Source organism: Pseudoalteromonas sp. 2CM32C (genome assembly GCF_023161925.1).
In the GTDB taxonomy this organism is placed as follows: Bacteria; Pseudomonadota; Gammaproteobacteria; order Enterobacterales; family Alteromonadaceae; genus Pseudoalteromonas; species Pseudoalteromonas marina.
The window spans coordinates 13,025-37,181 of sequence record NZ_JALNTI010000011.1 but is presented as its reverse complement, the minus strand read 5'-3'; the positions used below and the strand labels follow the sequence as shown (position 1 = coordinate 37,181).

The 24,157-nt window shown below is 40.6% G+C and carries 19 protein-coding genes; 10 read left to right on the top strand and 9 right to left on the bottom strand.

The genetic code is table 11. From position 1 onward, the window contains the following. Positions 1–22: 22 nt before the first annotated feature. The 3 genes from MTF67_RS16205 to MTF67_RS16195 all read left to right on the top strand — a co-directional run bounded on the left by MTF67_RS16205 (position 23) and on the right by MTF67_RS16195 (position 6,065). Complete coding sequence (locus tag MTF67_RS16205) at positions 23–4,327, top strand: alpha-1,6-glucosidase domain-containing protein (protein ID WP_248520090.1); 4,305 nt, start codon at positions 23–25, stop codon at positions 4,325–4,327. Between the two features lie 324 nt (positions 4,328–4,651). Further along, positions 4,652–5,197, top strand: coding sequence for a PH domain-containing protein (locus tag MTF67_RS16200; RefSeq protein ID WP_248520089.1), 546 nt, complete (start codon positions 4,652–4,654; stop codon positions 5,195–5,197). Next, on the top strand, positions 5,184–6,065 hold the full coding sequence (locus MTF67_RS16195) for a hypothetical protein (RefSeq protein WP_248520088.1): 882 nt from the start codon (positions 5,184–5,186) through the stop codon (positions 6,063–6,065). Before MTF67_RS16200 ends, MTF67_RS16195 begins: the two co-directional genes overlap by 14 nt. 81 nt (positions 6,066–6,146) lie before the next feature. Here MTF67_RS16195 and MTF67_RS16190 read toward each other — a convergent pair whose 3' ends face one another. Then, a complete protein-coding gene (locus MTF67_RS16190) occupies positions 6,147–6,491 on the bottom strand; it encodes a rhodanese-like domain-containing protein (protein WP_039038386.1) in 345 nt (114 codons plus the stop codon). Between the two features lie 5 nt (positions 6,492–6,496). Then, positions 6,497–6,685 (bottom strand): DUF2892 domain-containing protein, encoded by a 189-nt coding sequence (locus tag MTF67_RS16185; protein WP_006794224.1) that lies wholly within the window; start codon positions 6,683–6,685, stop codon positions 6,497–6,499. A 131-nt stretch (positions 6,686–6,816) separates the two neighbouring features. On the opposite strand from MTF67_RS16185, the gene MTF67_RS16180 reads away from it, so the two are divergent. The 3 genes from MTF67_RS16180 to MTF67_RS16170 are packed head-to-tail and all read left to right on the top strand — an operon-like array spanning position 6,817 to position 11,463. Then, a complete protein-coding gene (locus MTF67_RS16180; protein ID WP_006794225.1) occupies positions 6,817–7,119 on the top strand; it encodes a metalloregulator ArsR/SmtB family transcription factor in 303 nt (100 codons plus the stop codon). Between the two features lie 5 nt (positions 7,120–7,124). Further along, the gene (locus MTF67_RS16175) at positions 7,125–10,400 is read left to right on the top strand and encodes an efflux RND transporter permease subunit (RefSeq protein WP_248520087.1); all 3,276 of its coding nucleotides are present in this window, start codon (positions 7,125–7,127) and stop codon (positions 10,398–10,400) included. Continuing rightward, positions 10,390–11,463 (top strand): efflux RND transporter periplasmic adaptor subunit, encoded by a 1,074-nt coding sequence (locus MTF67_RS16170; protein ID WP_248520086.1) that lies wholly within the window; start codon positions 10,390–10,392, stop codon positions 11,461–11,463. Before MTF67_RS16175 ends, MTF67_RS16170 begins: the two co-directional genes overlap by 11 nt. Here the strand turns inward: MTF67_RS16170 and MTF67_RS16165 are convergent. Continuing rightward, positions 11,456–12,133 (bottom strand): nitroreductase family protein, encoded by a 678-nt coding sequence (locus tag MTF67_RS16165; protein ID WP_248520085.1) that lies wholly within the window; start codon positions 12,131–12,133, stop codon positions 11,456–11,458. The genes MTF67_RS16170 and MTF67_RS16165 overlap by 8 nt on opposite strands. A gap of 187 nt (positions 12,134–12,320) precedes the next feature. Between MTF67_RS16165 and MTF67_RS16160 the strand changes: the two genes are divergently transcribed. The 4 genes from MTF67_RS16160 (at position 12,321) to MTF67_RS16145 (ending at position 17,599) form a co-directional block, all read left to right on the top strand. Further along, complete coding sequence (locus MTF67_RS16160; RefSeq protein ID WP_008130025.1) at positions 12,321–13,202, top strand: ABC transporter ATP-binding protein; 882 nt, start codon at positions 12,321–12,323, stop codon at positions 13,200–13,202. 9 nt (positions 13,203–13,211) lie between these two features. Beyond that, on the top strand, positions 13,212–16,790 hold the full coding sequence (locus tag MTF67_RS16155) for a M1 family aminopeptidase (RefSeq protein WP_248520084.1): 3,579 nt from the start codon (positions 13,212–13,214) through the stop codon (positions 16,788–16,790). Positions 16,791–16,961: 171 nt separating this feature from the next. After that, complete coding sequence (locus tag MTF67_RS16150) at positions 16,962–17,273, top strand: Bor family protein (RefSeq protein ID WP_248520083.1); 312 nt, start codon at positions 16,962–16,964, stop codon at positions 17,271–17,273. Beyond that, a complete protein-coding gene (locus tag MTF67_RS16145) occupies positions 17,270–17,599 on the top strand; it encodes a hypothetical protein (protein ID WP_248520082.1) in 330 nt (109 codons plus the stop codon). Before MTF67_RS16150 ends, MTF67_RS16145 begins: the two co-directional genes overlap by 4 nt. 13 nt (positions 17,600–17,612) lie before the next feature. On the opposite strand, the gene MTF67_RS16140 is transcribed toward MTF67_RS16145, so the two are convergent. The 6 genes from MTF67_RS16140 to MTF67_RS16115 form a co-directional block, all read right to left on the bottom strand. Next, the gene (locus MTF67_RS16140) at positions 17,613–18,851 is read right to left on the bottom strand and encodes an ABC transporter permease (RefSeq protein WP_006794233.1); all 1,239 of its coding nucleotides are present in this window, start codon (positions 18,849–18,851) and stop codon (positions 17,613–17,615) included. After that, on the bottom strand, positions 18,844–19,551 hold the full coding sequence (locus MTF67_RS16135; protein WP_006794234.1) for an ABC transporter ATP-binding protein: 708 nt from the start codon (positions 19,549–19,551) through the stop codon (positions 18,844–18,846). Before MTF67_RS16135 ends, MTF67_RS16140 begins: the two co-directional genes overlap by 8 nt. Next, positions 19,551–20,717: an efflux RND transporter periplasmic adaptor subunit gene (locus tag MTF67_RS16130; protein WP_248520081.1), complete on the bottom strand. Its 1,167-nt coding sequence runs from the start codon at positions 20,715–20,717 to the stop codon at positions 19,551–19,553. The genes MTF67_RS16135 and MTF67_RS16130 overlap by 1 nt, the downstream gene beginning before the upstream one ends. Before the next feature lie 55 nt (positions 20,718–20,772). Then, a complete protein-coding gene (locus MTF67_RS16125) occupies positions 20,773–21,486 on the bottom strand; it encodes a YIP1 family protein (RefSeq protein ID WP_248520080.1) in 714 nt (237 codons plus the stop codon). Between the two features lie 520 nt (positions 21,487–22,006). Beyond that, positions 22,007–22,693, bottom strand: coding sequence for a TorF family putative porin (locus tag MTF67_RS16120; protein WP_006794238.1), 687 nt, complete (start codon positions 22,691–22,693; stop codon positions 22,007–22,009). A gap of 282 nt (positions 22,694–22,975) precedes the next feature. Further along, positions 22,976–24,139, bottom strand: coding sequence for a hypothetical protein (locus tag MTF67_RS16115; protein WP_010557712.1), 1,164 nt, complete (start codon positions 24,137–24,139; stop codon positions 22,976–22,978). Between the last annotated feature and the right edge of the window lie 18 nt (positions 24,140–24,157).

The window sequence follows — 24,157 nt, the reverse complement described above, 5'->3', positions numbered from 1 at the left end:
TTAGCAAACGGAGCGTTTAAAAATGAAAATTATAACAATGTCTAAATATTTGCTAATAGCCTTAGGGTTAATGATATTAGCAGGATGTGGTGGGACAGATAAGGTTGAATCGGGGCAGCAGCTTTTAACCTGTAATGTGCCACAAGTACCAAACGAAGCAGGCTCGCAATGTGTGGACCCTGAGCCTATAACGTGTGCAGCGCCTACTGTACCGGATGATAAAAACGAAAGCTGTGTAGTGGGCGCCGACCCAACATTGCCTGATCCTATTGTATTTGCTGGTGAAGGTGAGGCAGTTTTATTTTATAACCGTTTAGCCGACGATAACTACGAAGGTTACCGATTACATTCGTGGAATAACGATGTGTGTGATGCTTACGCACCTCCGTTTGACACGAGCGATTGGGCTAACGGCCATGAATACGATGGGATTGACCCAAACTACGGTGCCTACTGGATAATTAATCTCAAAGAAGGATATAACGAGTGTGCTAACTTTATTGTGCACATTGGCACAGAAGGATCGGGTAAAGCGTTTGGTGATGTTGATTTAACCATGCCGCTTATGCAAGACGATGAAAAGTTTCAGCGTATGAACTTTACCATTCATGGTGAGCCTTCGGTGTTTGAATACCCTATTTTAAGCTTAGGCGAACGTCCGGTGGCGATAGATGGTGCATCAGCACATTGGATTGATTTAAATACAGTATTGTATAAGCCAAGTAATGAGCTTACACAAATCATTAAGTTACATTCTTCAGCAGCCGCTGACTTGGTGGTTGATTTAGACACTGGGCTAAATGGTGAAACCGTTGAGCTGACTGCAAGCGAGTTAAGTGATGAGCAAGCTGCAAAAGTACCACACTTAACGGATTGGACTGCTTATGAAGGTAGTTGGGATGCAGACGCTGCAAAGCAGCTTATAAAGCAACAGCTTGTTGTTGCAGGCTACGATAGTGAAGGCAAGCTACTAGAAGCAACCTTTGTACAAACCGCTAAAGCACTCGATGCCCTTTACACACAAGGCGAAGACGATGCTAACGAGGCATTACTTGGCGTAAATTATGGTAATAACACGATTGATGTAACTGTGTGGGCACCCACCGCGAATAACATGGTGCTAAACGTGTTTGATGATGCAAAAACACAAGTGCACTCTACGCCAATGACATTAAATACGCAGACCGGTATTTGGCAAGTAAGTTTAGATACGCAATATGACCGCCATTACTATCGCTTTAATTTTGATGTTTACCACCCACTGACTCAGCAAATAGAGTCGCTATGGAGTACAGACCCTTACTCACTCAATGTATCTGCCAATGGCTTATACAGCCAGCTGATTAATTTAGCCGATGAAGACACTAAACCAGAAGGCTGGGATGAGCGTATCGTGCCTACTATTACTAACCCAGAAGATGCGGTTATTTATGAAGGCCATGTACGTGATTTTAGTGTGCGTGATCAGTCAGTAAGCGAAGCAAACCGTGGTAAATACCTCGCATTCACTGAACTTGAAAGCGTGCCAATGCAGCACCTTAAGCAATTAGCAGATAAGGGCTTAACACACTTTCATTTACTGCCAGTGACTGATATTGGCACCATTGAAGAAGATGCTTCACAGCGTGTGGAAATTACAGACACCTTAGGTAAATTATGTGAGCGTATTAACGATGAAGCTGATGCATGTAAAATAGAAGATAAAAACAGCACTATTGTCGATATTATGCAAAGTTACCTACCTGGCTCAGACGATGCACAAGCATTAGCCAGTGCGATGCGTGATTTAGACGGCTTTAACTGGGGTTATGATCCTCATCATTTTATTGCGCCTGAAGGCTCGTATGCATCAAGCAGCGATGGCATTGCTCGTGTAGTTGAGACACGCGCTATGGTGCAATCACTGCAAGAAGTAGGACTTCGTGTTGTACTGGATGTGGTTTATAACCACACAACATCATCGGGTATTTGGGATAAGTCGGTATTTGATAAGCTAGTACCAGGTTACTACCACCGCTATAGCGAAGTAAGTGGTGAAATAGAGCGCTCAACCTGTTGTGAAAACACAGCGACAGAGCATGTAATGATGGATAAGTTTGTTACTGATTCAATGGTTATTTTGGCGCGTGAATTTGGCTACGACAGTTTTAGATTTGATGTAATGGGGCATATGCCTAAATCATCAATATTAGCTGCGCGTGAAGCCGTGCAAGCCGTTGACCCTGATAACTATTTTTACGGTGAGGGCTGGGATTTTGGTGAAGTAGCCAACAATCGTTTATTCACACAAGCTAAACAAGCTGATATGGCAGGCTCAGAGGTAGGCACATTTAACGACCGTATTCGCGAAGCCGTGCGTGGTGGTGCAATGTTTAGCAATAACCCAACAGATGGCAACCTAGCCGAACAAGACACGTTACGGTTATCGCTGGCGGGCAACTTACAAAATTACATTTTAAAAGACTTTAAAGGTAATTCATCTAAAGGGAATAGCTTTACTTGGAACACTCAACCAACGGCGTATGCACTTGACCCTGCCGACAGCATTCATTACGTATCAAAACACGATAACGAAACGCTGTGGGATCAGTTGCAATACAAACATGCATCAAGCATGAGTATTGAGCAACGTGTGCGCGCGCACAATGTGGCATTGTCGATTCCACTTATGAGCCAAGGCATCCCATTTATGCAATTGGGCGCTGATTTACTGCGTTCTAAGTCAATGGACCGTGATAGCTATAATGCCGGTGATTGGTTTAATGCTGTTGATTTAACCAAAGAGAATAATAACTGGAACATTGGTTTACCTAACGCAGAGAAGAACCAAGAAAAATGGTCTGAAATTATGCCTATCTCTGCTAATGCAGATGCACAGGCAATGCCGCAAGACATAGCTTATGCAGGTGATGTATTTCAAGAGTTCTTGGCTATCCGCAGCGCAAGCCCGTTATTTAGATTAACAACTGAACAAGATGTTATCGACCGTGTCGGATTTCACAATGTGGGTAAAAACCAGCAGCACGGCTTAATTGTAATGAGCATTGATGATGGTGAAGAACTCACAGACTTAGACCCAGCACTTGATGCGCTTGTCGTGGTGATTAACGCAACCGAGCAAACTCTTAGCCATACTATTGCCACTGCAGCGGGTTTTGAATTACATGACGTATTAAAAAACAGTGTTGATGCAAGCATGGCCAGCGCCAATTTTGCCGAAGGCGATAACGAAGGCACATTCACTGTACCGCCTTATACGTTAGCTGTTTTTGCTAAAAACCAAGGTGAGAGCCAAGGTACTGGTTTAAGTGCAAATGCAACCGTAGGCGCACCTGATGTAGTACCTTATGGCAGCAACGCTGTGTTTGTTCGTGGTACGTTAAACGACTGGGGCACACGTGATGCATTTGAATATATTGGCGAAGGTGAATACCGTATAGCAATTGCACTCAGTGCTGGCGATTACGAATTTAAAATTGCCTCAGAAGATTGGTCTACGGTTGATTTTGGTGCGCTTTCTGATGCCGATAAAGACGTTGTAGAAAACCAAAGTGAGCCACTAACGCGCTCAGGTGCCAACATGACCTTTAATGCAGTCATTGATGCAACTTATGTATTTTCGCTTGATGCTTCAAACCCTGAAAACCCAACGCTTACTTTATTCAACGAAGAGCCATTTGTAGGCACCGCTATTTATGTGCGCGGTACGCTTAATGATTGGGGAGTAACCGATGAGCTGAGCTATCAAGGAAAAGGCATTTACACCTTTACTAAAACACTGAGCGCTGCAAGCTATGAATTTAAAGTAGCGTCAGAAGATTGGAGCACGGTTGATTACGGCTCTGGCGAGGGGGATGCAAGTGTGATGATAGGCACAGCAGAGCAGTTATCGGTTGCAGGCGCAAATATGACCTTAGATATTGCCGAGCAAGGTGAATACCAGTTTGTATTTGATGCCAGTGATTTAAATAATGTAACGCTCAAAGTACTTAACGCTGAAATGTTTGCACAAACACCGGTGTTTATTCGCGGCAGCTTAAATGGATGGGGAACAGACAACCCACTGATGTACGAGGGTAATGCGGTTTACTCTACATCCATAGAGTTAGAAGCGGGCGACTATGAATTTAAAGTAGCGTCTGAAGATTGGAGTACCGTTGATTATGGCGGAGCAGGTGATGCACCTGTAGCCACCATTGGTGAGCTTACTTCACTCGAAGCTATAGGTGCCAATATAGCACTGAGTATTACCGAACAAGGTACTTACACCTTTAAGGTAATAGGTCCAGATAGAGAAAATGTGAGCATACTTATAAACAAACAGTAGCAGTTATATTTTCCCAGACCTAAGCCGAGCATAATCCTGCTCGGCTTTTTTAATGCCTAATTAAAAGTATATTAAAAACGGGTGTTAACCCATGGTATTTGCGTTCCAATGTGAAAATACACTTTATGTAAAGTGAAGCAAGTTCAGAACTGAGGTTGAAGATATTTTTTGTTTAAAGGGAGATTATAAAAGGAAGTGTGACAATTTATTTCAATGTAAGAAGTTAAATTGCATTAAAGTTACTGTTCACGTAACTTGAGTATCTAAAGGCGTAAAAACGACCTAGTACAGGGTATACGCTCTCATTAAATTAAGGATAAACTTATGAATAACCACGTTTTAAAAAGTGCATCTTTCGACCCTAAAGTGCAGCAATACTGGATGCTAATGGCCGCTTTTTTTAGTGTGTTAGCACTCGTTACCATTCCGTTATTACCTATTGTTTTGGCGATTGTGTGGCTGGTGGGAGGGCGAATATTGGCGGCTATGTCAGCACAATTGCTCACGCAAAAACTCGTTGTAAAACGCGGGATATTTTTTAAAGAAGAAAAATCAATACCACTTGAAAAAATAACCGATGTAGGCCTAAGTCAAGGCCCAATAATGCGCATGTTTGGGCTGTATCGTTTAAGTTTTGAAACAGCAGGGCAGTCTGGCCACGGTGCACTGGTGTCATTACTTGGTGTTGAAAATGCCAGTGAATTCAGAGAAGCCATACTTGAGCAAAAAGATAACTTAACCGCGAGCAAACCAGCAAAATCATCAAATGAAGAAAGCCCGCAAAGCCAACTAGAGTTAATACGTGCACTTACCTATAGCGTAAAAAACATAGAAAACATGCTTGTTACGCTAATTGATGAGAAAAAATAGCTTTTGCTATACAAAAAAGCACTTAATAAGGGCCTTAAAAAATATGCTGAGATATGGACTGTTTTTATGTTTGTTGATTAATGCGGCGGCTATTAAGGCCGGTGGTATGCCTCCTTATTTTAATGAGGATATAGACACAGAATATAGAGCATTTCTAAAGCATGCTGGAGATATATTACCTAAAAGTGATTTACCACTAGCGTATCTGCCGTTATTTTATCCTTTTAGTTTTCTTGATATTCACCCAACTAAGTTTAAAAGTGATAAAGATAAACAAGCGTTTGCAAACTTTAATTTAGGTGTTTTGGGGCGCAATTTCTTAAATATTAATAAGACACAACTCTCCAAATTACCTAATGTTACGATATGTAAAAAACAAGCATGTAAGGAAGAAAGGTTAGGCTTAATTGACGACTTTTTAAGAGTAACGATGAATGAGCTTGTTAAATTAAATCAGTCAAAAGATCTAAATCTTATTCAGCAAACCGACATGTTTGTTTATCGAATAAATAATACATTTTTCACGCCAGCTCAACTTGTTACTTATTATCCTTCTAAGTATGCGGGATTTGTTCCTTCAGCTAATTATAAAGTTTTTAAGTTAGGTGAAAATGAAGAGCTAATGAAGTTATCAGCAGAAACTCAGCAAGTTAGGGAGTTAATGGATGCTTATAATGTTGCTGCTATCACTAAAAATGATGACAAAAGTATGAGCATAATTTTTGGAGGAGTGAGTGATAACCATTGGGGTGTTGTTGTTAATTACAGTTCAAGAATACCAACTCAGGGTGAGTATAACCACATGGGCTTAGAGTATGACATTATTGAAAAAATAACAGAAACGCGCTTTTATTTTCAAACAAATTAAGCCCAACTTGAATCAGTAGACTCGACGATTTTTATCGTCGAGTCTACTAACTAAGGCCCTAATTATTTGGGTTTACCATAATTAAAAAGCTTCACACACTTGCGTTGCGTTACAAGTAATAACGGTGACGTTTTCATATCCTATACGTGTAATTGCTTCAGCACTTAATGTGGCGCGTGCGCCACTAGCGCAGTGCAGATAAATTGGGCGGGAAGCGTCTTTTTCTATTTCCATTAACTTCATTTCAAGTAAGCCACGCGGAATATTAATAGCGCCTACAGCAGGATTGGTAGCATGTTCTGCGGGTTCGCGCACATCAATAAGTAAGCCCTTGTTTTCGCTAATCTCTTGTTTTGCTTGCTCAGCGTCGATACGTCGTTGGTTAGGTGTAATAACTTTTAGTAAATCGGGGATAGAAGTAAGCATTATATTTATTCCTTAACGCCAAATTTGCGTAGTAGTGTAATCATAGGGCACCAGCTAGTGAAAGCCGATTGCATCAAGTTTAGGGCAATAAACACTGTAAAATATACCCACCTAGGATCGTGATAGGTTTGTAATAAAATTGAGATCACAATCATTATGCCAGCGATCAGACGAAGCGCATTATTGAGTTTCATTATAGTCGGTCACTTATCCAGTTAAATACCTAATTACTATAATCGTATTTTATATATTAGTAAATCCTAATATTAGACTTTTCTAATGTAACAATTTATACTGCGATCACATTAGATTATTAGAGCTTTATATGAATATTGATTTTACTGCTATGGCGGGGAACGTTGAGCAAGCTGAGCAGCTATTAAAAATTTTAGCTAATAAAAATCGTTTAATGATTTTATGTTCGTTGCAAGATACCGAAATGAGTGTGACACAGCTTAATGAAGCGGTGCCGTTAGCGCAGTCGGCACTTTCTCAGCATTTGGCTGCCCTTAGAAAAACGAATATTGTTGCGACTCGCCGTGAGGGGCAAACTATTTATTACCGTGTGATTGATCAAAATGCTATTCATCTTTTAGGCACATTGTATGGTTTGTTTTGTAAGGGGTAGTGGTAATGAACATGATTGATAACGCAGTAAAAAGCAGTTTAACGGGTCGTATTCCGGTTATTATTTTTGTGTTATCAATTTTGTTTGGTCTGTTTGCTTTAAAACAAACGCCTCGCGAGGAAGAGCCGCAAATAGTGGTGCCTATGCTTGATATATATGTATCGGCTCCGAATGTAGAAGCGCCCGAAGTGACACGGTTGGTGACTCAGCCTCTTGAAAAGTTACTTTCCCAGCTTGGCGGTGTTGAACATATTTATTCAACCACACAAACTGGCGCTAGCGTGGTGACACTTAGGTTTGAGGTGGGGCATGATCGCGAACAAGCTATTTTAGATACCTACGCCAAGCTTAATAGTTACCAGCATACAATGCCTTCTGTTATTAAAAATTGGCAAATTCGGCCCATTGAGGTCGATGATGTTCCCATTATTATGCTTGGGCTGTACAGCAAAGATCCACAACGCTATAGCGATTACGAATTAACACGATTTGCAAACGAAATTGCGAGTGCTTTACAACGTATTGAAAACACCAGCGAGGTAAAAGTGATTGCTGGGCGTAAACGCACGCTCACTATTAATTTAAACGCCAGCGCGTTGGCTGCTCACCAAACAACTATAAGCGATGTACTTTATGCATTAAGTGTATCTAATCAACTTACGCAATTAGGCAGTGTTGTAAATGGTCAGCAAAAAATAGCTTTGCAAGCGGGTGACGTCTTACGTAATAAGTCTGCAGTGGAGCAGCTTGTAGTGAATGTAGTAAACGGTAAGAGCGTTTACTTACTTGATATTGCAAGCGTGATTGACGGACCTGGCGAGAGCGAACATTACCAATGGCTTGCACAATCTTCTAATGCTCAACAGTTACCCATGGTCACATTAAGTGTGGCTAAGCAAACAGGCACGAATGCCGTGGCGGTGGCAAACGATGTTCATCAAATGATGGCCGAGTTATCACGCACGCTTTTACCGCCAGAAGTGAGCTACTCGGTATTAAGAGATTACGGGCAAACCGCCAATGAAAAAGTAAATAATTTAACATCAAGCTTAGTGTTTGCAGTATTTACGGTAGTAATATTTGTTGGGGTGTTTTTGGGCTGGCGCCCCGCCATTGTTGTTGGATTAGCGGTGCCTATTTGCTATGGCATTACACTAGCACTGGATTTTGCGTTTGGGTATACCATTAACCGAGTAACGTTATTTGCACTTATTTTATCGTTAGGTTTATTGGTAGATGACCCAATTACAGGCATTGATAATATAAGCCGCTTTTTAAATAAAAAAGGCAACAAAAAACAGCAAATAGTTGGCGCAATGAGCGAAATTCGCGGTGCGTTACTTATGTCAACTTTAACGATTATGGTGGCATTTATTCCGCTGGCATTTATTACCGGCATGATGGGGCCGTACATGGCACCTATGGCATTTAACGTTCCAATCAGCGTGATGGTATCCACCATTGTGGCGTTTTTTGTAACGCCATGGCTTGCGATGAAGTTACTCAAGCCCAATGCAGATACCCACACTGAAATTAAGCCCAAAATCAGTATTTATCAAACGCTATTAAGCCCGCTGCTTGTCTCAAAGCAGCGCGTAAAATGGGTATTATGGGGCACATTAATTTTGTTTATTATTAGCGCCATGCTACCAGTTATGCGTTTAGTGCCTTTAAAGCTATTACCGTTTGATAATAAAAACGAGCTACAAGTATTAATAGACATGCCAGAGGGCACAAATTTAGAAAGAACCGCGGCCTTTACCAAGCAAGTGCAAACACTCACTTGGCAATTAAACGAAGTAAGTGAAATAGCAGCCTACGTTGGTAAGCCTTCAAGTATGGATTTTAATGCCATGGTACGTGGCTATTATCGCCGTGAAGCGACACATTTAGCAGAGCTAAGAGTGTTATTGATTGATAAGTCTGAGCGCGAGCATCAATCACATGCTGTGGTTATGCGCTTACGTAAACAGCTCGCACCTTTAGCAAAACAAGGCATAGTAATAAAAGTTGTTGAAGTGCCTCCTGGTCCGCCCGTATTAAGTACTCTAGTTGCTGAGGTTTATCGGGATGATTTTGTTGATGAGCAAACTCATTACCAAGCAGCTAAACAATTAGCTGAACGTTTAAAGCAAGAGCCACACGTAGTCGAAGTGGATACCTCTATGGTTGCACCTTCACCTTTACAGCGTTTTGTAACCGATAAGAGCAAAGCGGCAATCAGTGCAGTTTCTACTCAAAATATTGCTCAATCGTTAAGTGTTGCAACACAAGGTGAAACCATGGGTGTACTTTACGTAAGTAACGAAACAGAGCCTGTTGATATTAAATTACAGTTACCATACAGCGAGCGTAATCAAATTTCGCAATTACTTGCACTGCAAGTCAGGGGTGATAGAGACTTAGCTAAAACCAGTAATGAATTTGGCTTACAAAGTGCACCTAGGCCATTAGTGTCGCTTTCAGAATTAGGTGAATTTACGCAACATCAGGTTGCTGACATTCGGGTTCGTAAAGATCAACGCGATGTAATTTATGTTATGGCTGAACTAAACGGTCGAACGCCAGCAGAGGTTATTGCAGACGTAAATGCTGACTTTAACGCCGAGCCTAACTATTTTGAAAAAACACCGTGGATAAACCGCCACTTTTTTAACAATGGCGGTACTGCACCATGGCAATTACCTAAAGGCACGCATGCCAACTTTAGTGGTGAGGGGGAGTGGCGTATTACCATAGATGTGTTTAGGGATATGGGAATTGCATTTGCCTTCGCACTTAGTGCCATATTTATTATTTTACGTGTACAAACACAATCTGCGAGCTTGTCGCTAATTATTATGTCGGCTATTCCGCTCACGGTGATAGGTATTATGCCAGGTTTTTGGTTATTAAATCAGTTTGGAGAACGTGCTATAGCTGGCGCTCCTGAGCCAGTATTATTTACCGCTACAGCAATGATTGGGATGATTGCCCTTGCTGGTATTGTGGTTCGTAATTCGCTTATTTTAGTTGAATTTATTAATCAAGCCCGATCTCAAGGTATGGCTATAAAAGACGCGCTGATTGCTGCTGGAACAGTGCGCATGCGCCCTGTATTACTAACCGCAGGCACGACCCTATTGGGTAACTTAGTAATCACACTTGACCCGGTATTCAGCGGGCTCGCGATTGCGATAATTTTTGGTATTGTGGCGTCTACTGTATTTTCGTTATTTGTAGTGCCACTTGTTTATTATTTAGTGTTTGCAAGTTCAGAGGGTGAAGCGCATGCAGGGTAAATCAAAACTAATCGGCGCTTTAATCGCTTTATTGGTAATTATTATGGCTGTGCTTTATATGGCTGGTAGTTTTTCTGACCAGCAAACTGCTGGTTTAAAAGAATCACAACAAAGTAATTATCAGGGTGAGCGCGTTACCATTTCGCTGCAAAGCATCACAGGTATTGAGCAGGTACCGGGTAGTGTAATTGCTAAACAAAATACGCAAATTTCATCAAATGTTATGGCGCAGGTTGAGCAGCTAAAAGTACGAGCGGGCGATAAGGTCACTAAAGGCGATTTACTTATTACCCTCAAGCAAGATGATTTTAAAGCGGCGTTAGCACAAAGCGACGCGAATTTTAACGCGGTGAAAGCATCGTTGACGCAAGCTCAAAAGCAATTAGTTAGAGTGAGTGATTTAAATGCTAAGGGGTTGGTGTCTGTTAGTGAATTAGATAATGCTAAAGCTAAATTTGATAATCTCACTGCTAATTTAGCCGCCGCTCAGCAGCAGCAAGCACAAGCAAAAGTGGCGCTAAATTATACTCAAATTATAGCGCCCATTTCAGGGGTTGTGGTTGAACGTTTAACCGAGCCCGGCGACACCGCCACACCGGGTAAGCCACTTATTACTGTGTATAACCCATTGCAATTACAGCTCGAATTTAATGTGCGTGAACAACAAGCTGTAAAATTAAAACTCGGAGATAGCTTAAATGTGGCCCTTCCATCTTTGGCAATAACAACACCTGCCGTAGTAAGCGAGATAGTCCCTGTTGCCGACAATAGCGCGCGTAGCTTGCTTATTCGCCTAGATACGAATGCACAGTTAGGGTTAATTCCTGGGCTTTACGCACAGTTGCAGTTACCTACAAAAAGCGCTCAAGGTATTTTAATTGAGCCAAGCTGGGTACATGAATTTGGGCAATTAAACATGGTGTATGTGCTAGAAAACGAAACGCCAGTTAAGCGTTTCGTAAGGTTAGGTACAATGGTTAATAACAAGCACCATGTAATTGCTGGCCTTAAAGAGGGTGATGTACTCGCTATTGATTATTCCCCCTTGCACGGTATTAAATAAAACTGGCTATTTCATCAATCGATTTTTTATCTAGGGCGTGCATTGGTACTGTTGCATGCTCATCCGGATAGCCTGCAATTAATAGCATATAAGGGCGCTCGTTATCTTTATCGCGGCCACAAATGTCTGTTAAAAAGCTCATAGGTTTTGGGGTGTGAGTAAGTGTTGCAAGGCCTGCTCGGTGCAGAGCTTGTATTAAAAACCCCGTTGCTAACCCAACAGACTCATGCACATAGTAATTTGTATTTTTATCGTCAGTACTCACGCCGCCCTTTTTTTGACTAAACACAGCAATAAGCCAAGGTGCATGCTCTAAGTAGGGTTTGTTCGCGTCAGTCCCTAATGGTTTTAATGCATCCAGCCACTCCTCGCCTGCTCGCCCTTCGTAAAAAGAGCGCTCTAGCTTTTCAGCCGCGTCGCGTATTTGTTTTTTTACATCGCTACTGTTAATAGCCACAAAATGCCAAGGCTGGTGGTTTGCACCACTAGGTGCTGTACCTGCTGCTTTTATACAGGTTTCGATAATCTCTTTTGGCACTGGGCGGTCACTAAAGCTGCGAATACTATGGCGGCGCTGGCTTGTTTGTAAAAATTCATTTGCACGGGCTAACATTTCATCGTGTGGGTATTCTATAAAATCAGTCAATGGCTGGCTTTTATGTTCTTGCATGGCTTTTCGCTTCTTGTAAGTCGTGTGTGCTTTTTATACCGAGAGGCTCACTTCTTAGCAAGTGTTATTAGAGTGTGTTGCTGTTTATTTATTGTTACAAAGTTGGCCACAGCGTAACTTATGTTCCCGTTTTTAATGTGGTATAAAACAGTATAAAAATAATACTTACAATTCAAGGAAGTAAAAAATGCTATCAATAACAGGGTTATCAAAAACCTACGACAACGGCGTGCACGCTCTGCAAGGTGTTGATTTATCAATAGGTAAAGGCATGTTTGGGCTACTTGGGCCAAATGGTGCCGGGAAGTCATCGCTAATGCGCACTATTGCAACGTTACAATCTGCCGACGCGGGGGCAATTACCTTTGATGGTATTGATGTATTTAAAGACCCACAAGCACTGCGCCAACGTTTAGGTTACCTTCCGCAAGATTTTGGTGTTTATCCGCGTGTTAGTGCTTACGACTTGCTGGACCATATGGCTGTTCTAAAGGGCATTCATAACAAAGGGGAGCGTAAAGAGTCGGTTGAAGGCCTACTAGCACATACTAATTTATATCAACATCGCTCAAAAGCGGTCAGTGGCTTTTCGGGCGGGATGCGCCAGCGTTTTGGTATTGCTCAAGCGTTATTGGGCGACCCTGATTTACTAATTGTTGATGAGCCAACCGCAGGGCTAGACCCTGAAGAGCGAAATCGCTTTCATAACTTGTTAGTAAGCTTAGGCGAGCAAAAAGTCGTTATATTATCAACCCACATAGTAGAAGATGTGGCTGAACTATGCCCTAATATGGCGGTACTGGCTGGTGGTAAAATTTTATTAGAGGGTAACCCGATTGCCCTCACCGACAAGCTGCAAGGCCAAATTTGGCGCAAAGCCATGAGCCAAGAAGAAGCGCAAGAGCTTGAGCCACAGCTACCTGTTATTTCTAAACGCTTATTTGCTGGGCAAACCATATTGCATGTATTAGCGGAACAAGCCCCTGAAGGTTTTCAATCAAGCCATGCAAACCTAGAAGACGTGTACTTTTCTACTTTGCTCAATCATCGTAATAGCCAAGTAGCATAAGGAGGCGTTATGTTTTTTAATATGCTCGCGTTTGAGCTGCGCTATTTTGTGCGCCAGCCTTCGTTTTATATCATTTCATTAATGTTCTTTTTTATGGCGTTTTTTATCAGCTCTTCTAGCAAATTTCCGCTAGGCGGCGCTAATGTACATATGAATTCGCCTTTTTCAATTATGATGTTGACCATTACATTTTGTGTATTTGCGATGTTTTTGGTAGTTAACTTTGTTGCCAGCTCCGCTATTAGAAATAGTGAAACTAAAATGGATGAACTGGTTTTTAGTAAGCCTGTTAATCCTATTCCTTATCAAACTGGGCGTTTTTTTGGTGCTTACTTAGTGGTGTTGGTTGTATTTTTAACCGTGCCGTTAGGCGTGCTTTTAGGGTCGCAATTTGGCTTATCAGTTGGGTGGCTCGATAGTGAGCTAGTAGGTCCAAATAAGTTTGTGTATTACGCCGCACCTTATTTTTATATTGCAGTACCTAGTTTACTGGTGCTTTCGGCTATTTTTAACAGCGTAGCTGTCTATTTTAAAACCATGATGTCGGTGTATGTAGCAGCCGTTGTTATTTTTATCGCTTATCAAATCGCCAGTGCTTATTTTGATGATTTAGCATTTAGAAATATAGTTGTTTACGCCGACCCATTTGGGCTAGGGTCTTTAATTGATTTGACGCGTTACTGGACCGTGAGTGATAAAAATACAGAAGTGCTCACTCTCAGCGGTGATTTGTTAGTTAACCGTATTTTGTGGATTGTACTGGGCTTAGCTATGTTTTTTAGCCTTGGAAAATTAAGTAACCGCATAGTAGCTAAAAAACAGAAAAAGCAATTTAAAGTCTCTGCATTTGTACAAAATAAACAAGCTGCACTGATTAATAATGCTAAAAATTACAAGTCTGCAGGAGCGAGTACGCAATCGCAGTTAATAATGCGCAGTATATTTGAACTTAAACAAGTTATATTTAGCGCGCCATTTATGATTTTAGCGGGTGTAAGTATTGTAACGCTTATGATTCCGCTGTTTGCTCCCATTGGTGCTTACGGTACAACTAACTGGCCAATTACCGCGAATATGGTCAATATTATTAGCGGTATTTCGGGTTTATTTTTGTTTGTTATTATCGCTTTTTATAGCGCTGAGCTTGTTTGGCGAGAACGTCAAAGTGGTATGGGCGATATTGTTGACAGCTTTCCAGTACACAGCAGCGTTTTTTGGGTATCAAAAATACTGGCGTTAATAACAGCTATTTCAGGCTTGTTTCTTGTTGGAATGATACTAACAATTACAGTGCAGCTATTTAAAGGGCAATTTAATTTAGAGTTAGGGCAGTATTTATTCAGGATTGTTTATTTATCGCTTTTACCGTTAATTATGCTTACGGTGCTTGCCTTCTTTTTACAAATTATTAGCCCAAATAAATACGTAGGAATGGGGTTATTTATTTTGTACTACATAGTGCAAATGGTAATGGATTCGTATGGATTTGAACACCATATGTATCATTTTTCGAAAAGCAGTAGCGTACCGTACTCTGATATAAACGGCTATGGACACTTTTTGCAAGCAGCGCATTGGTACACATTGTATTGGGGCGCGTTAAGTCTTGTTTTGGCTATTGTAGGATTTGCGTTATGGCATAGAGGACCTTCACAAACGCTGCGTACACGCCTGTCTATGCTTCGTTATAATATGTCGTTAAAAGGGCAAGTAATTGTTTGTGTTAGTGCACTGGTGTTTGTTGGTGCAGGTTATAACATTTATTACAATACGCGTGTTTTAAACGAATTTACCACAAGTGATGCGTTTCAAGACAAGCAAGTAAGCTATGAAAAACAGTTTGCACAATACAAAGATTTAGCCGTGCCTATGGTGACAGATGTAGACTTAACTGTTGATATTTATCCTAAAAAGCGTGCTTTGAGTGCAGTTGCAAAAATTAAGTTTACTAATACATCTAATGAGCCAATTTCGCGAGTGTTAATAAGTTCACCGCAACACGCCAAAAGCTGGGATGTAACGATGGCTGGCGGTAAAATTGTTGAAAAATTACCAGCGCTTTATTCTGCATGGTTTGAATTTGATCAGCCCCTTATGCCAGACGAGGTAAGAGAAGGGCAGCTGTCTGTCACTCGCGAGCATACAGGCTTTAACGATAGTGGCTCCGATACACAGTTAGTGGCTAATGGTACGTTTATTAATAATTGGGAGCTTTTTCCTAACTTTGGGTACAACCGTGGTTTACAGGTGGCTGATAAATTTAAGCGCCGTAAACATGACTTACCAGAGCTAGAACGAGCAAATAAACTTGAAGATAGCCAGTACTATACACAAAGTGATTTTGGTCAAGCTACTGGGTTTATTAACTTTAGGGCCAGGGTAACGACCGATGAATCGCAATTTGCGATTACACCTGGTTATTTACAAAGTGAAAGCGTAAAAGATGGGCGCCGAACCTTTGTTTATGAAATGGATGCACCTATTATAAATTTTTATGCGGTGCAGTCGGCTGAATTGGAAAGTAAAAAGGTTGAGCATAATGGTGTAAATATTGAGGTTTATTTCCATAAAAGTCATGCGTGGAATGTTGACCGCATGATTGAATCGGTTCAAGACTCGATAGATTATTTTACACAAGCATTTGGCCCCTATCAGCATAAGCAATTACGTATTATTGAATTTCCTCGCTATCGCTCATTTGCGCAAAGTTTTGCTAATACTGTTCCTTATTCAGAAAGCATTGGTTTTGTTACAGACTCAAGGGATGAAAGTAAAATTGACCTGCCTTATTACGTAACTGCACACGAAGTAGCGCATCAATGGTGGGGTCATCAAGTATCAGGCGCCAATGTAGAGGGGAGTGAAGTTATGTCTGAAACGCTTTCACAATACAGTGCTCTTATGGTGCTTGAAAAACGCTTTGGCCCAGAAAAGCTACGTAAGTTTTTAAAATACGAGCTAGATAGGTACTTAATGGGCCGCACTGGAGAAGCGTTTGAAGAGATGCCACTATATAAAACCCAGGCTCAGCAATACCTTCATTACAATAAAGGATCTGTTGTTATGATGGCGATTTATGATCGCCTAGGTGAAAAACGCCTAAACGCTGCACTTAAGGCATTTTTAAATGAGTTTAGATATCAGTCAACGCCATACCCAACAACACTTGATTTACTAAGTTATTTAAAACAAGATGCAACCCAAGCTGAGCAAAACTTTATTGACGATCAGTTTAAATATATCACTTTGTATGAGCTGGAAATGAAAGAGGTTTCGATTTCAGACGAAGCCGACAGTGATGGCTTTTACAGTGTTACGTTAAACGTTGAAGCTGTTAAGCAACGTGCTGATGGTCAAGGTGAAGAAACAGAGCAGCCACTCGATGAGTTAATTGATATTGTGTTGTTTAGTGACGATCCTGAAAATCTACTCGCCGAAGATTTTGTGATTTACTCACAAAAACATCAAATAGTAACGGGTACTAATATTATTGAGTTAAAGGTAAAAGAAAAACCTTTATTTGCAGGAGTCGATCCGTACGTAAAACTGGTTGATAAAGATAACGTAAATAACTTAGCTAAGTTTTAATAGCTGACAGCACATTTACTCAAAGGCCGCAATTTTGCGGCCTTTTTTTGTGTAAAAAACTGTTTGAAATCTGTAAGGCTGGCTACATTTTTCGCACAGCTTTTTACTCATTATTTTACTGGTTTACTGTAAAGTTTATTTACTGAAAGTGAGTACCAAGTAAGGACAAACATGAAATCATTAATAATGGGGTTTGTAGTATTAGGCTTAAGCGCCTGTTCTGCGGTTACCATACAGCCACACGCTATCGCAAAAATTACAAGTAAAGCGACCTACGAAGATAGCCGTCCATTTTATTTATGGGGGTTAGTAGGAGAGGAACGTGTGGATGTAAAACAGATTTGTACAGATACACAAGCGGCTCAAATGCAGTCGCAGCAAACATTTAGCGATGGTGCGTTGAGTTTAATTACGCTAGGTATTTATTCACCACATACCATAAAGGTATGGTGTGAAGAGCAAAATATGCAGGAGGCGTTATGAATTTTAAATTAATTTTAGGCAGTATTACATTTGCTATGTTAACTGGTTGCACAAATATTTACTTTGATAATGGTGTACCTGAAAAAGTTAATAACCAATTACATAACAGCTCTCAGTGGCATCATAATTTTGCTTTAGCTTTGTATGAAGGATCTGATGCGGTTGACTTAAGTGAGCATTGCCCACAAGGGCAATGGCAAACGGTGCACACGTATAAGTCATTTAGTAATGGAGTAGCGGAGGTTGTAGTTAATCAAATAGGCCCGGCTTGGTACCCTAAAACAGTTGAAGTGAGCTGCACTAAGGTACCTTTTAAAGCTGAGTAGAGATTGATGCTGATTATTCGTATCGTAATGCTTCAATAGGGTTTAGCCTTGCCGCTTTAATAGCAGGGGCTAAGCCAAATATAATACCGATAAGTGACGTAAAACCGAACGATAGCATCACAGCCCAACCAGGTATGTAAGCATCCGGCATACTGGGAACCATAAACGAAATCAATGCGGCAGCACCATAACCTATAGCTAAGCCAATTAGTCCGCCAAATAACGATAGCACTACGGCTTCCACCAAAAACTGTAGCATAATAAAGCCGGGTGTTGCGCCCAATGCTTTAAGAGTGCCTATTACTCGGGTACGTTCAGTCACCGATACCAGCATAATATTCATTACGCCAATCCCCCCTACAACAAGACTTATACCAACAATACCAGCAGTGATTGCCGTGGCGCTACCTGTAAACTTATCAACATTAGCACGGGCTTTTTCAGCGGTTTCAAATTCAAAGTCGTTTTCTTCACCGTCTTTTAATTTATGTAATTGGCGTAAAATACGCGTTATTTTAGCTAAAGTAAGCTCTTCATCGACCCCTTCTTTAAGTCTAAACATTATTTGCACGTTACTCGTGCTGCTAGCACCCTCTAACGCGCTCATGGTACTGATCGGAATATTTATATAATCATCTTGATCAAAGCCAAATAAGCTACCTTGTTTTTCGGCTACTCCAATGATCCTAAACCATTCGCCACCAAGTTTGATATATTCGCCTACGGGGTTATCGGGTAAATTTAACTTTTCAATAATAGAAGGACCAATGAACGCAACCCGACGGCGTTTTTCGTCATCTTCCGCGCGAATAAAGCGGCCTAATTCTGGAAACGTGCGGTATGCTTTTTGGTAATCTTGTTCGGTTCCCATCACGCGTGATGAATGGCTTTTATTCCCGTATTCGGCTCCACCAGAAAAACGCCACGTAAACATAAGTGCGGTCAGTGTTTCGGCTTCTTTTATACGTGCTTTTAGTGTTAGAAAATCGGAGTAAGTCAGCTTTGCGTTTTTGCCAACCATTTCTTGCTCGATGCTTGTAAATGGCTTGATTGATGTTACATCGGGTGCCATGTCAGCAAGTTGATCGTTAATTTGTTTAGTAAAGCCCTGCATTACTGCAACCACAGTTATAACTGCTGCAACACCAATAATAATACCTAAGCACGTTAACGCACTGCGCATTGCATTGGCCTTAATAGCCATTAATGCTGCTTTTGTTCCTTCCATAATGGCAATGGCAGATTTAAACATGTTGTTTTTCTCCTTCGCCTTTTTTTACATCACTCACTACTTTACCATCTACCAAGCGAATAACCCGTTGGCAATGGTCTGCAATTTCTTGCTCGTGGGTTACTAAAATAATAGTGTGCCCCTCATTATGCAGTTCATCAAACAAGGTCATTATTTCTGCAGTGGTCTTGCTATCAAGATTACCTGTGGGTTCATCCCCCAGTAAAATATGTGGTTTAGTTACTAATGCGCGAGCAATGGCTACACGTTGACGTTGCCCACCCGAAAGCTGACTTGATAGGTGATCAACCTTGTCGCCAAGACCAACGCGTTGCAATGCTTCAAGTGCTTTTTGTTTGCGTTGTTTTGCGGGTATAAAACGATAAACCAAGGGCTGCATTACATTTTCAAGTGCAGATGCGCGAGGCAGTAAGTTAAAGCTTTGGAAAATAAATCCGACGCTCTCATTGCGTTGATGGGCAAGCTCGGTTTCAGTCATACTTTTTACAAGCTTATCTTTTAAAAAGTAATCGCCACTAGTGGGTGTATCTAAGCAGCCAAGTAAGTTCATTAAAGTTGATTTACCTGACCCTGAAGGGCCAATAATGGCTACGTATTCATTTTCATTCATGACGATATTTACATCATCTAACGCTTTAAATACTTGCTCGCCCATTACATATTGTTTGTTAATGTGTTCTAACTTAATTACCGCAGACATTATAGTGTTTCCTCGTCTGCGTCATTTTTAAGTGAAACAACATCGCCTTCTTGCAGCTTGCTAATTGGTCGAGCGGGGCCAATAACCACATTATCGCCTTTGCTTAGCCCCTCTGTTATAGCTTGCTCAATGTCAGACGAAATCCCAACACTTACTATTACTTTACTGACGGTATTATCGTTATTTAAGCGCCATACAAAGGTTTTACCCTCTTCTTTTTGTATTGCTTCAATAGGGAGCTTTAAACCATTTTCGGCAATACTGGTGGCAATTTCTGCTCGGCAACTCATACCCGCATAAAGCTGGCGATCTGTTGGGTCTAATAATACTTTAACTCTAAAAGAAAGCCCTTGCGAACCTGGTTGGTTTTTAGCTGATGTACCAATATTAATCACTTTGCCGCTAAATGGTTTGTTAGGGTAGGCTGCGGCATAAATATCAGCTTGTTGATTTAGTTTTATGCTGGCTATATCTGTCTCATCAACTCTAAGCTCTGCTAAAATAGCGCTAGGGTCGGCAACAAGCATAAGGTCTGAACCAATAATATTAGTTGTGCCTGCAATAACTGTTTCACCTTCTTTAATATTAACCGATGCCAGTAAGCCACTCATTGGCGCTCTAAATACACTTTTACTTAGGCGATCTTGTGCAATTTGAAGTGACGCTTGCGCTTGGTTATATGACTCTTTGCGTGATTCGATATCTATTTTTGCAAGATCGCGAGCACTTTCGATATTTTCAAAGCTTTCTTGATTTCCTAATCCAACATCGTATAGCTCTTTTTGCCTTTTTAATTGGCGCTCTAAATTAGCAAGGCGAGTTTGGCTATGTTTTATTTCAATTTCGGTAGCGCGTAGAACGGCTTGGTTTCGGTTTACTTCTGATTCGAAGGCCGTTGTATCAAGGCGCATTAAAATATCCCCTTGCTTAACGCTTTGCCCTTCTTCTACAAATACCTTATCGACACGACCAGTTACCTCAGAGCGCAATTGCACTTGGGTATTAAAAACTAGATTGCCCGACGCCATGATTGAATCAGCAATATTCCCTTGCTCAACCTGCGCAATATTCACTTGGGCTTGCTTTTTATCACCGGTCACCTGCTTAGAGACGATTAGGCCTACAAAAGCGACTATAGCTATCGTTATTATTATTGCTTTTTTCATATATACATCTGTCCGTGAATAAGTAGCGCAGAGGTAAAATACCTCTGCTTATTAATTACATTGCGGCAATAATTGCCCAAATACCAAAAATAACGAGTGTTGGAAGCGCCGAGAAAAGTAACGCTTTATTTGTTGAAAAATTTGTCCAACATTTTAAGCCAACCATTCCTAGTCCAATCCCCCAAAGACTACTTAGCTTTAATGATTCTAGTAATGTATAGAATGCGCTACCAGGTTCTAACCCAACAACAAGCTGATTAATTGAATCAAAGTTAAATACTGCTGTTTGAGATATTTGATCGGTACTTGCACTAAGTACAAGCGCTACTGTACCTAAATTTAAAACAATATTTGGCATTATTGTCCAAATAGTAAAACCATACCAAGCACCATAGCTGTGCTCTGACTCTGGGTCTAATTTAGCAATGAGCATATAATACACAGCCATTATCGCGGCTATGATTGCAGTACCTAATACGATTGATATCATGCTAATCCATACTTGTATTCCGGCGTTTTGTTCAATGCTTTGGCGAATCATTTTTTGCTCGCCAATTGTTGCATCAACACTTGCAGCTGCAAATTGCTCGTTAATCAAAAACTGCATATCAACGGTAGAATAAAAAATATAAATACTCGCCATTGAAACTAAAGAGATTGCTATAAAAGCAAGCCATGACCAACCTTTGGCGTGCTCAACACCATTGAAAGCTTTGCTTGGGCTAATGTAAATATCGAGTAGGGCGCTAAATGCGTTAGGTGATTTCATTATTATTCCTTAATAACCTATATGTGATTTGGTAAACACTTGATACCAATGGATAGATTAATAATATAGGAAAAAGTATGTACTAATTTTATTCAATTGTAACCGATTGTTAACAAGGGTAGGCATTATAAAAGTAATTAATAAAAGACGTATTGTTAAGCTCTATAGTTGCCAGATGGTTTTAATATGATTGAGCCATAAGGAGTGGAGCTTAATAATCACGTTGTTATGGCTGTATCTAATGCAAATACAGCCATTTATTTAATTAGCTATCAGATAAACTCAGACCGCTAGGGTTATCTGTTGCGATATACAATGCTTTTAGTTTTTTATCACCACTTTCGGTTTCATTTTTACTTTCCTTAGTAATCAAAAGGCTAAGCTTTGAAAAGTCCAATTTAACCTAATATAGTAAGAACCTGCCTTCCAGTTATACAATTATGAATACTTAAACAAATTTGCTTAAGTATAAAAAAAGGGCCAAACGGCCCTTCAGTTGCAGCAAGTAACACATGTTTGTTTATAGGCTGAAGTCTACAGCGTAAGCAACATAAACTTTTACATCTGACTCATCCATATCAGTGTCTGATACGCCAAATGTGAATCCATCTTTTGATACAGACACACCGTAATCAATGATGTCTTCGTCACCAATAAAATCGCCAGAGTAATGACCTATGTGTAAAGCCATTTCTGTACCATTGCTGCCTACGGCAAAGCCGTAATCAGCTGTCAAATAAAGTGAGTCACCAAAGTCTGTACCGTCGCCACTTGCAGCAGATGTAGCAAGCACTGATGCACCAAAGGTAAAGCCTTCAACACTGATGCTACCGTAAATTTCTGAAAAATCAGCATCTGCGCTTGATGCCGCGTCTGGGTAAGCATAATAAATGTAACCTACATCGTAGCTAACACCTTCGCTAATATCGCCACCAAAGCCTGCGTAAAAATCTAGCTCGTAGGTCATTTCGTCAGCCCAAGATGCATTAGATACCCATGTACCAGCATAAAACCCAGATTCGTCAGCGTAATCAATACCACCAGAAATAGCAGCGTCGCCGCCAGTTTGTTCTTGTCCACGCCATAAGTAATTTGAGGTAGCTGCTACATTCGCAGATACTTCAGCATTTACTGCTGTTGATGTAAGTGACGTTGCAGCCATTAATGCCACGGCGCTAAAAGCGATTGTTTTTTTTAGTTTTAACATGTTCCATTTCCCGTTATATGATTTTTTGCATAGGAAGGCTTTTTATTATGAAGTACCGTAGCCTTTTGATTTATGCGTTTTTATTGTTTAACTGAGAATAGAATTGCACTGTGTGTGCCAGCTTGATTTATTTTGTTTAAGATTTAAGTTTTATTATTTATTAACAATGGCTTGCGTTTGGGGTGGGTGGTTTAGATTATGAGAAAGAAATATTCTATCGCACATCGCTGGTGCATAAAATAATCAAGCTGCACCATGAAAGTACAGCTTGTTTAGAATTATTTAGCCAAATATGGTGCGCATTAGACTAATTGTTTCGTTTACACTGCGACCTTTTTGAACTTCGCTGATTATTGAGTCGCGTTTGCTACGAATATGCTCAGGAATATCATCGGCAGCCAAAGCGCGGTCAACTAAAATTTCAGCAGACTCTTTACCTCTGCGTTGTGTTTTACCCGTTTTAGTGGTGCTACGCTTTGGTTTATTAAGTAATTTAATATAGTTAGAGCTATCTGGTGTTTTGTTATCCGCGTAGTAAAAAAAGCACGGAATAAGCGCTTTAATTGACACTAGTTGCTCTTCTAGCTCATTTGAAGCATTTGCCATTTTGTACCATGACATAGCTTGAATGCCTTTTACAATATCTTGCCAGTAACGCTCAAAATCACTATTTTTGAGTTTAGTAACCGCAAGCGCTGAGCATAACGCGTCTAAACGGCTATTTGTAATTGGCGTAAAAATATCAGGGCGACGCATTGCAAGTAGTCTTGTTGCCGGAGCAAGTGTTGGCTTTTCACTGCTATCAGTAAATATTTTGCTATAAGCAGCTACAAACTGTTGGTACTCGTAATGGGTAATGTCACCTTCAAGAGGAATATTAGCCAGTGCTTCATCAAACGCACCCGGTAAATCACCAATGAGTTGGTGGAAAACTTTAGCACTCTTAGTTGATGCAAACCACTCAACATCAAAATCGTAAGTGCTTGGATCAAGTGAAGCCATATGCTTGCCAGTAAAAGCAAGAAGGTCTTCAGGGATCATGTCTTTTAATGATTGCTCACGAATACTTTTTACGTAACTTGCTAAACGAAGTTGTTCATCAAGTGCAATAACATCTTTATGTTGCTCTATAAATACACTTACCACAGGCCAAGGGGCTACACGAAGCGTTTTAACTTGTAAAAAGCTGATAGCCGAAATAAGCTGATCATGCAGTTTTTTAAGAACAGGTAGCTGTTGCGGCTCAAGTAAATCGTAGTTAATACGGTCTCTGCTTGCGTTTAATAGCTCGTAACACCAAGGTAAAAAATCATCAGGATGGTTTTCTACTTTCACGGCCATAAGGTTAAGGCTTAATTCTGAAGATTGTTTCAGAATGTTCTGATAGATTTGATTTTCTTGCTCGCCTAGTGTCATTTTTGACGGTGAAATTAGCAGTTTTTTCATGCCTTGTAGATACTCCGG

Bases quoted from the DNA above. Each gene is read 5' to 3' on its own strand.
- MTF67_RS16205 (WP_248520090.1), top strand. From the start codon at position 23: ATGAAAATTATAACAATGTCTAAATATTTGCTAATAGCCTTAGGGTTA.
- MTF67_RS16200 (WP_248520089.1), top strand. From the start codon at position 4,652: ATGAATAACCACGTTTTAAAAAGTGCATCTTTCGACCCTAAAGTGCAG.
- MTF67_RS16195 (WP_248520088.1), top strand. From the start codon at position 5,184: ATGAGAAAAAATAGCTTTTGCTATACAAAAAAGCACTTAATAAGGGCC.
- MTF67_RS16190 (WP_039038386.1), bottom strand. From the start codon at position 6,491: ATGCTTACTTCTATCCCCGATTTACTAAAAGTTATTACACCTAACCAA.
- MTF67_RS16185 (WP_006794224.1), bottom strand. From the start codon at position 6,685: ATGAAACTCAATAATGCGCTTCGTCTGATCGCTGGCATAATGATTGTG.
- MTF67_RS16180 (WP_006794225.1), top strand. From the start codon at position 6,817: ATGAATATTGATTTTACTGCTATGGCGGGGAACGTTGAGCAAGCTGAG.
- MTF67_RS16175 (WP_248520087.1), top strand. From the start codon at position 7,125: ATGAACATGATTGATAACGCAGTAAAAAGCAGTTTAACGGGTCGTATT.
- MTF67_RS16170 (WP_248520086.1), top strand. From the start codon at position 10,390: ATGCAGGGTAAATCAAAACTAATCGGCGCTTTAATCGCTTTATTGGTA.
- MTF67_RS16165 (WP_248520085.1), bottom strand. From the start codon at position 12,133: ATGCAAGAACATAAAAGCCAGCCATTGACTGATTTTATAGAATACCCA.
- MTF67_RS16160 (WP_008130025.1), top strand. From the start codon at position 12,321: ATGCTATCAATAACAGGGTTATCAAAAACCTACGACAACGGCGTGCAC.
- MTF67_RS16155 (WP_248520084.1), top strand. From the start codon at position 13,212: ATGTTTTTTAATATGCTCGCGTTTGAGCTGCGCTATTTTGTGCGCCAG.
- MTF67_RS16150 (WP_248520083.1), top strand. From the start codon at position 16,962: ATGAAATCATTAATAATGGGGTTTGTAGTATTAGGCTTAAGCGCCTGT.
- MTF67_RS16145 (WP_248520082.1), top strand. From the start codon at position 17,270: ATGAATTTTAAATTAATTTTAGGCAGTATTACATTTGCTATGTTAACT.
- MTF67_RS16140 (WP_006794233.1), bottom strand. From the start codon at position 18,851: ATGTTTAAATCTGCCATTGCCATTATGGAAGGAACAAAAGCAGCATTA.
- MTF67_RS16135 (WP_006794234.1), bottom strand. From the start codon at position 19,551: ATGTCTGCGGTAATTAAGTTAGAACACATTAACAAACAATATGTAATG.
- MTF67_RS16130 (WP_248520081.1), bottom strand. From the start codon at position 20,717: ATGAAAAAAGCAATAATAATAACGATAGCTATAGTCGCTTTTGTAGGC.
- MTF67_RS16125 (WP_248520080.1), bottom strand. From the start codon at position 21,486: ATGAAATCACCTAACGCATTTAGCGCCCTACTCGATATTTACATTAGC.
- MTF67_RS16120 (WP_006794238.1), bottom strand. From the start codon at position 22,693: ATGTTAAAACTAAAAAAAACAATCGCTTTTAGCGCCGTGGCATTAATG.
- MTF67_RS16115 (WP_010557712.1), bottom strand. From the start codon at position 24,139: ATGAAAAAACTGCTAATTTCACCGTCAAAAATGACACTAGGCGAGCAA.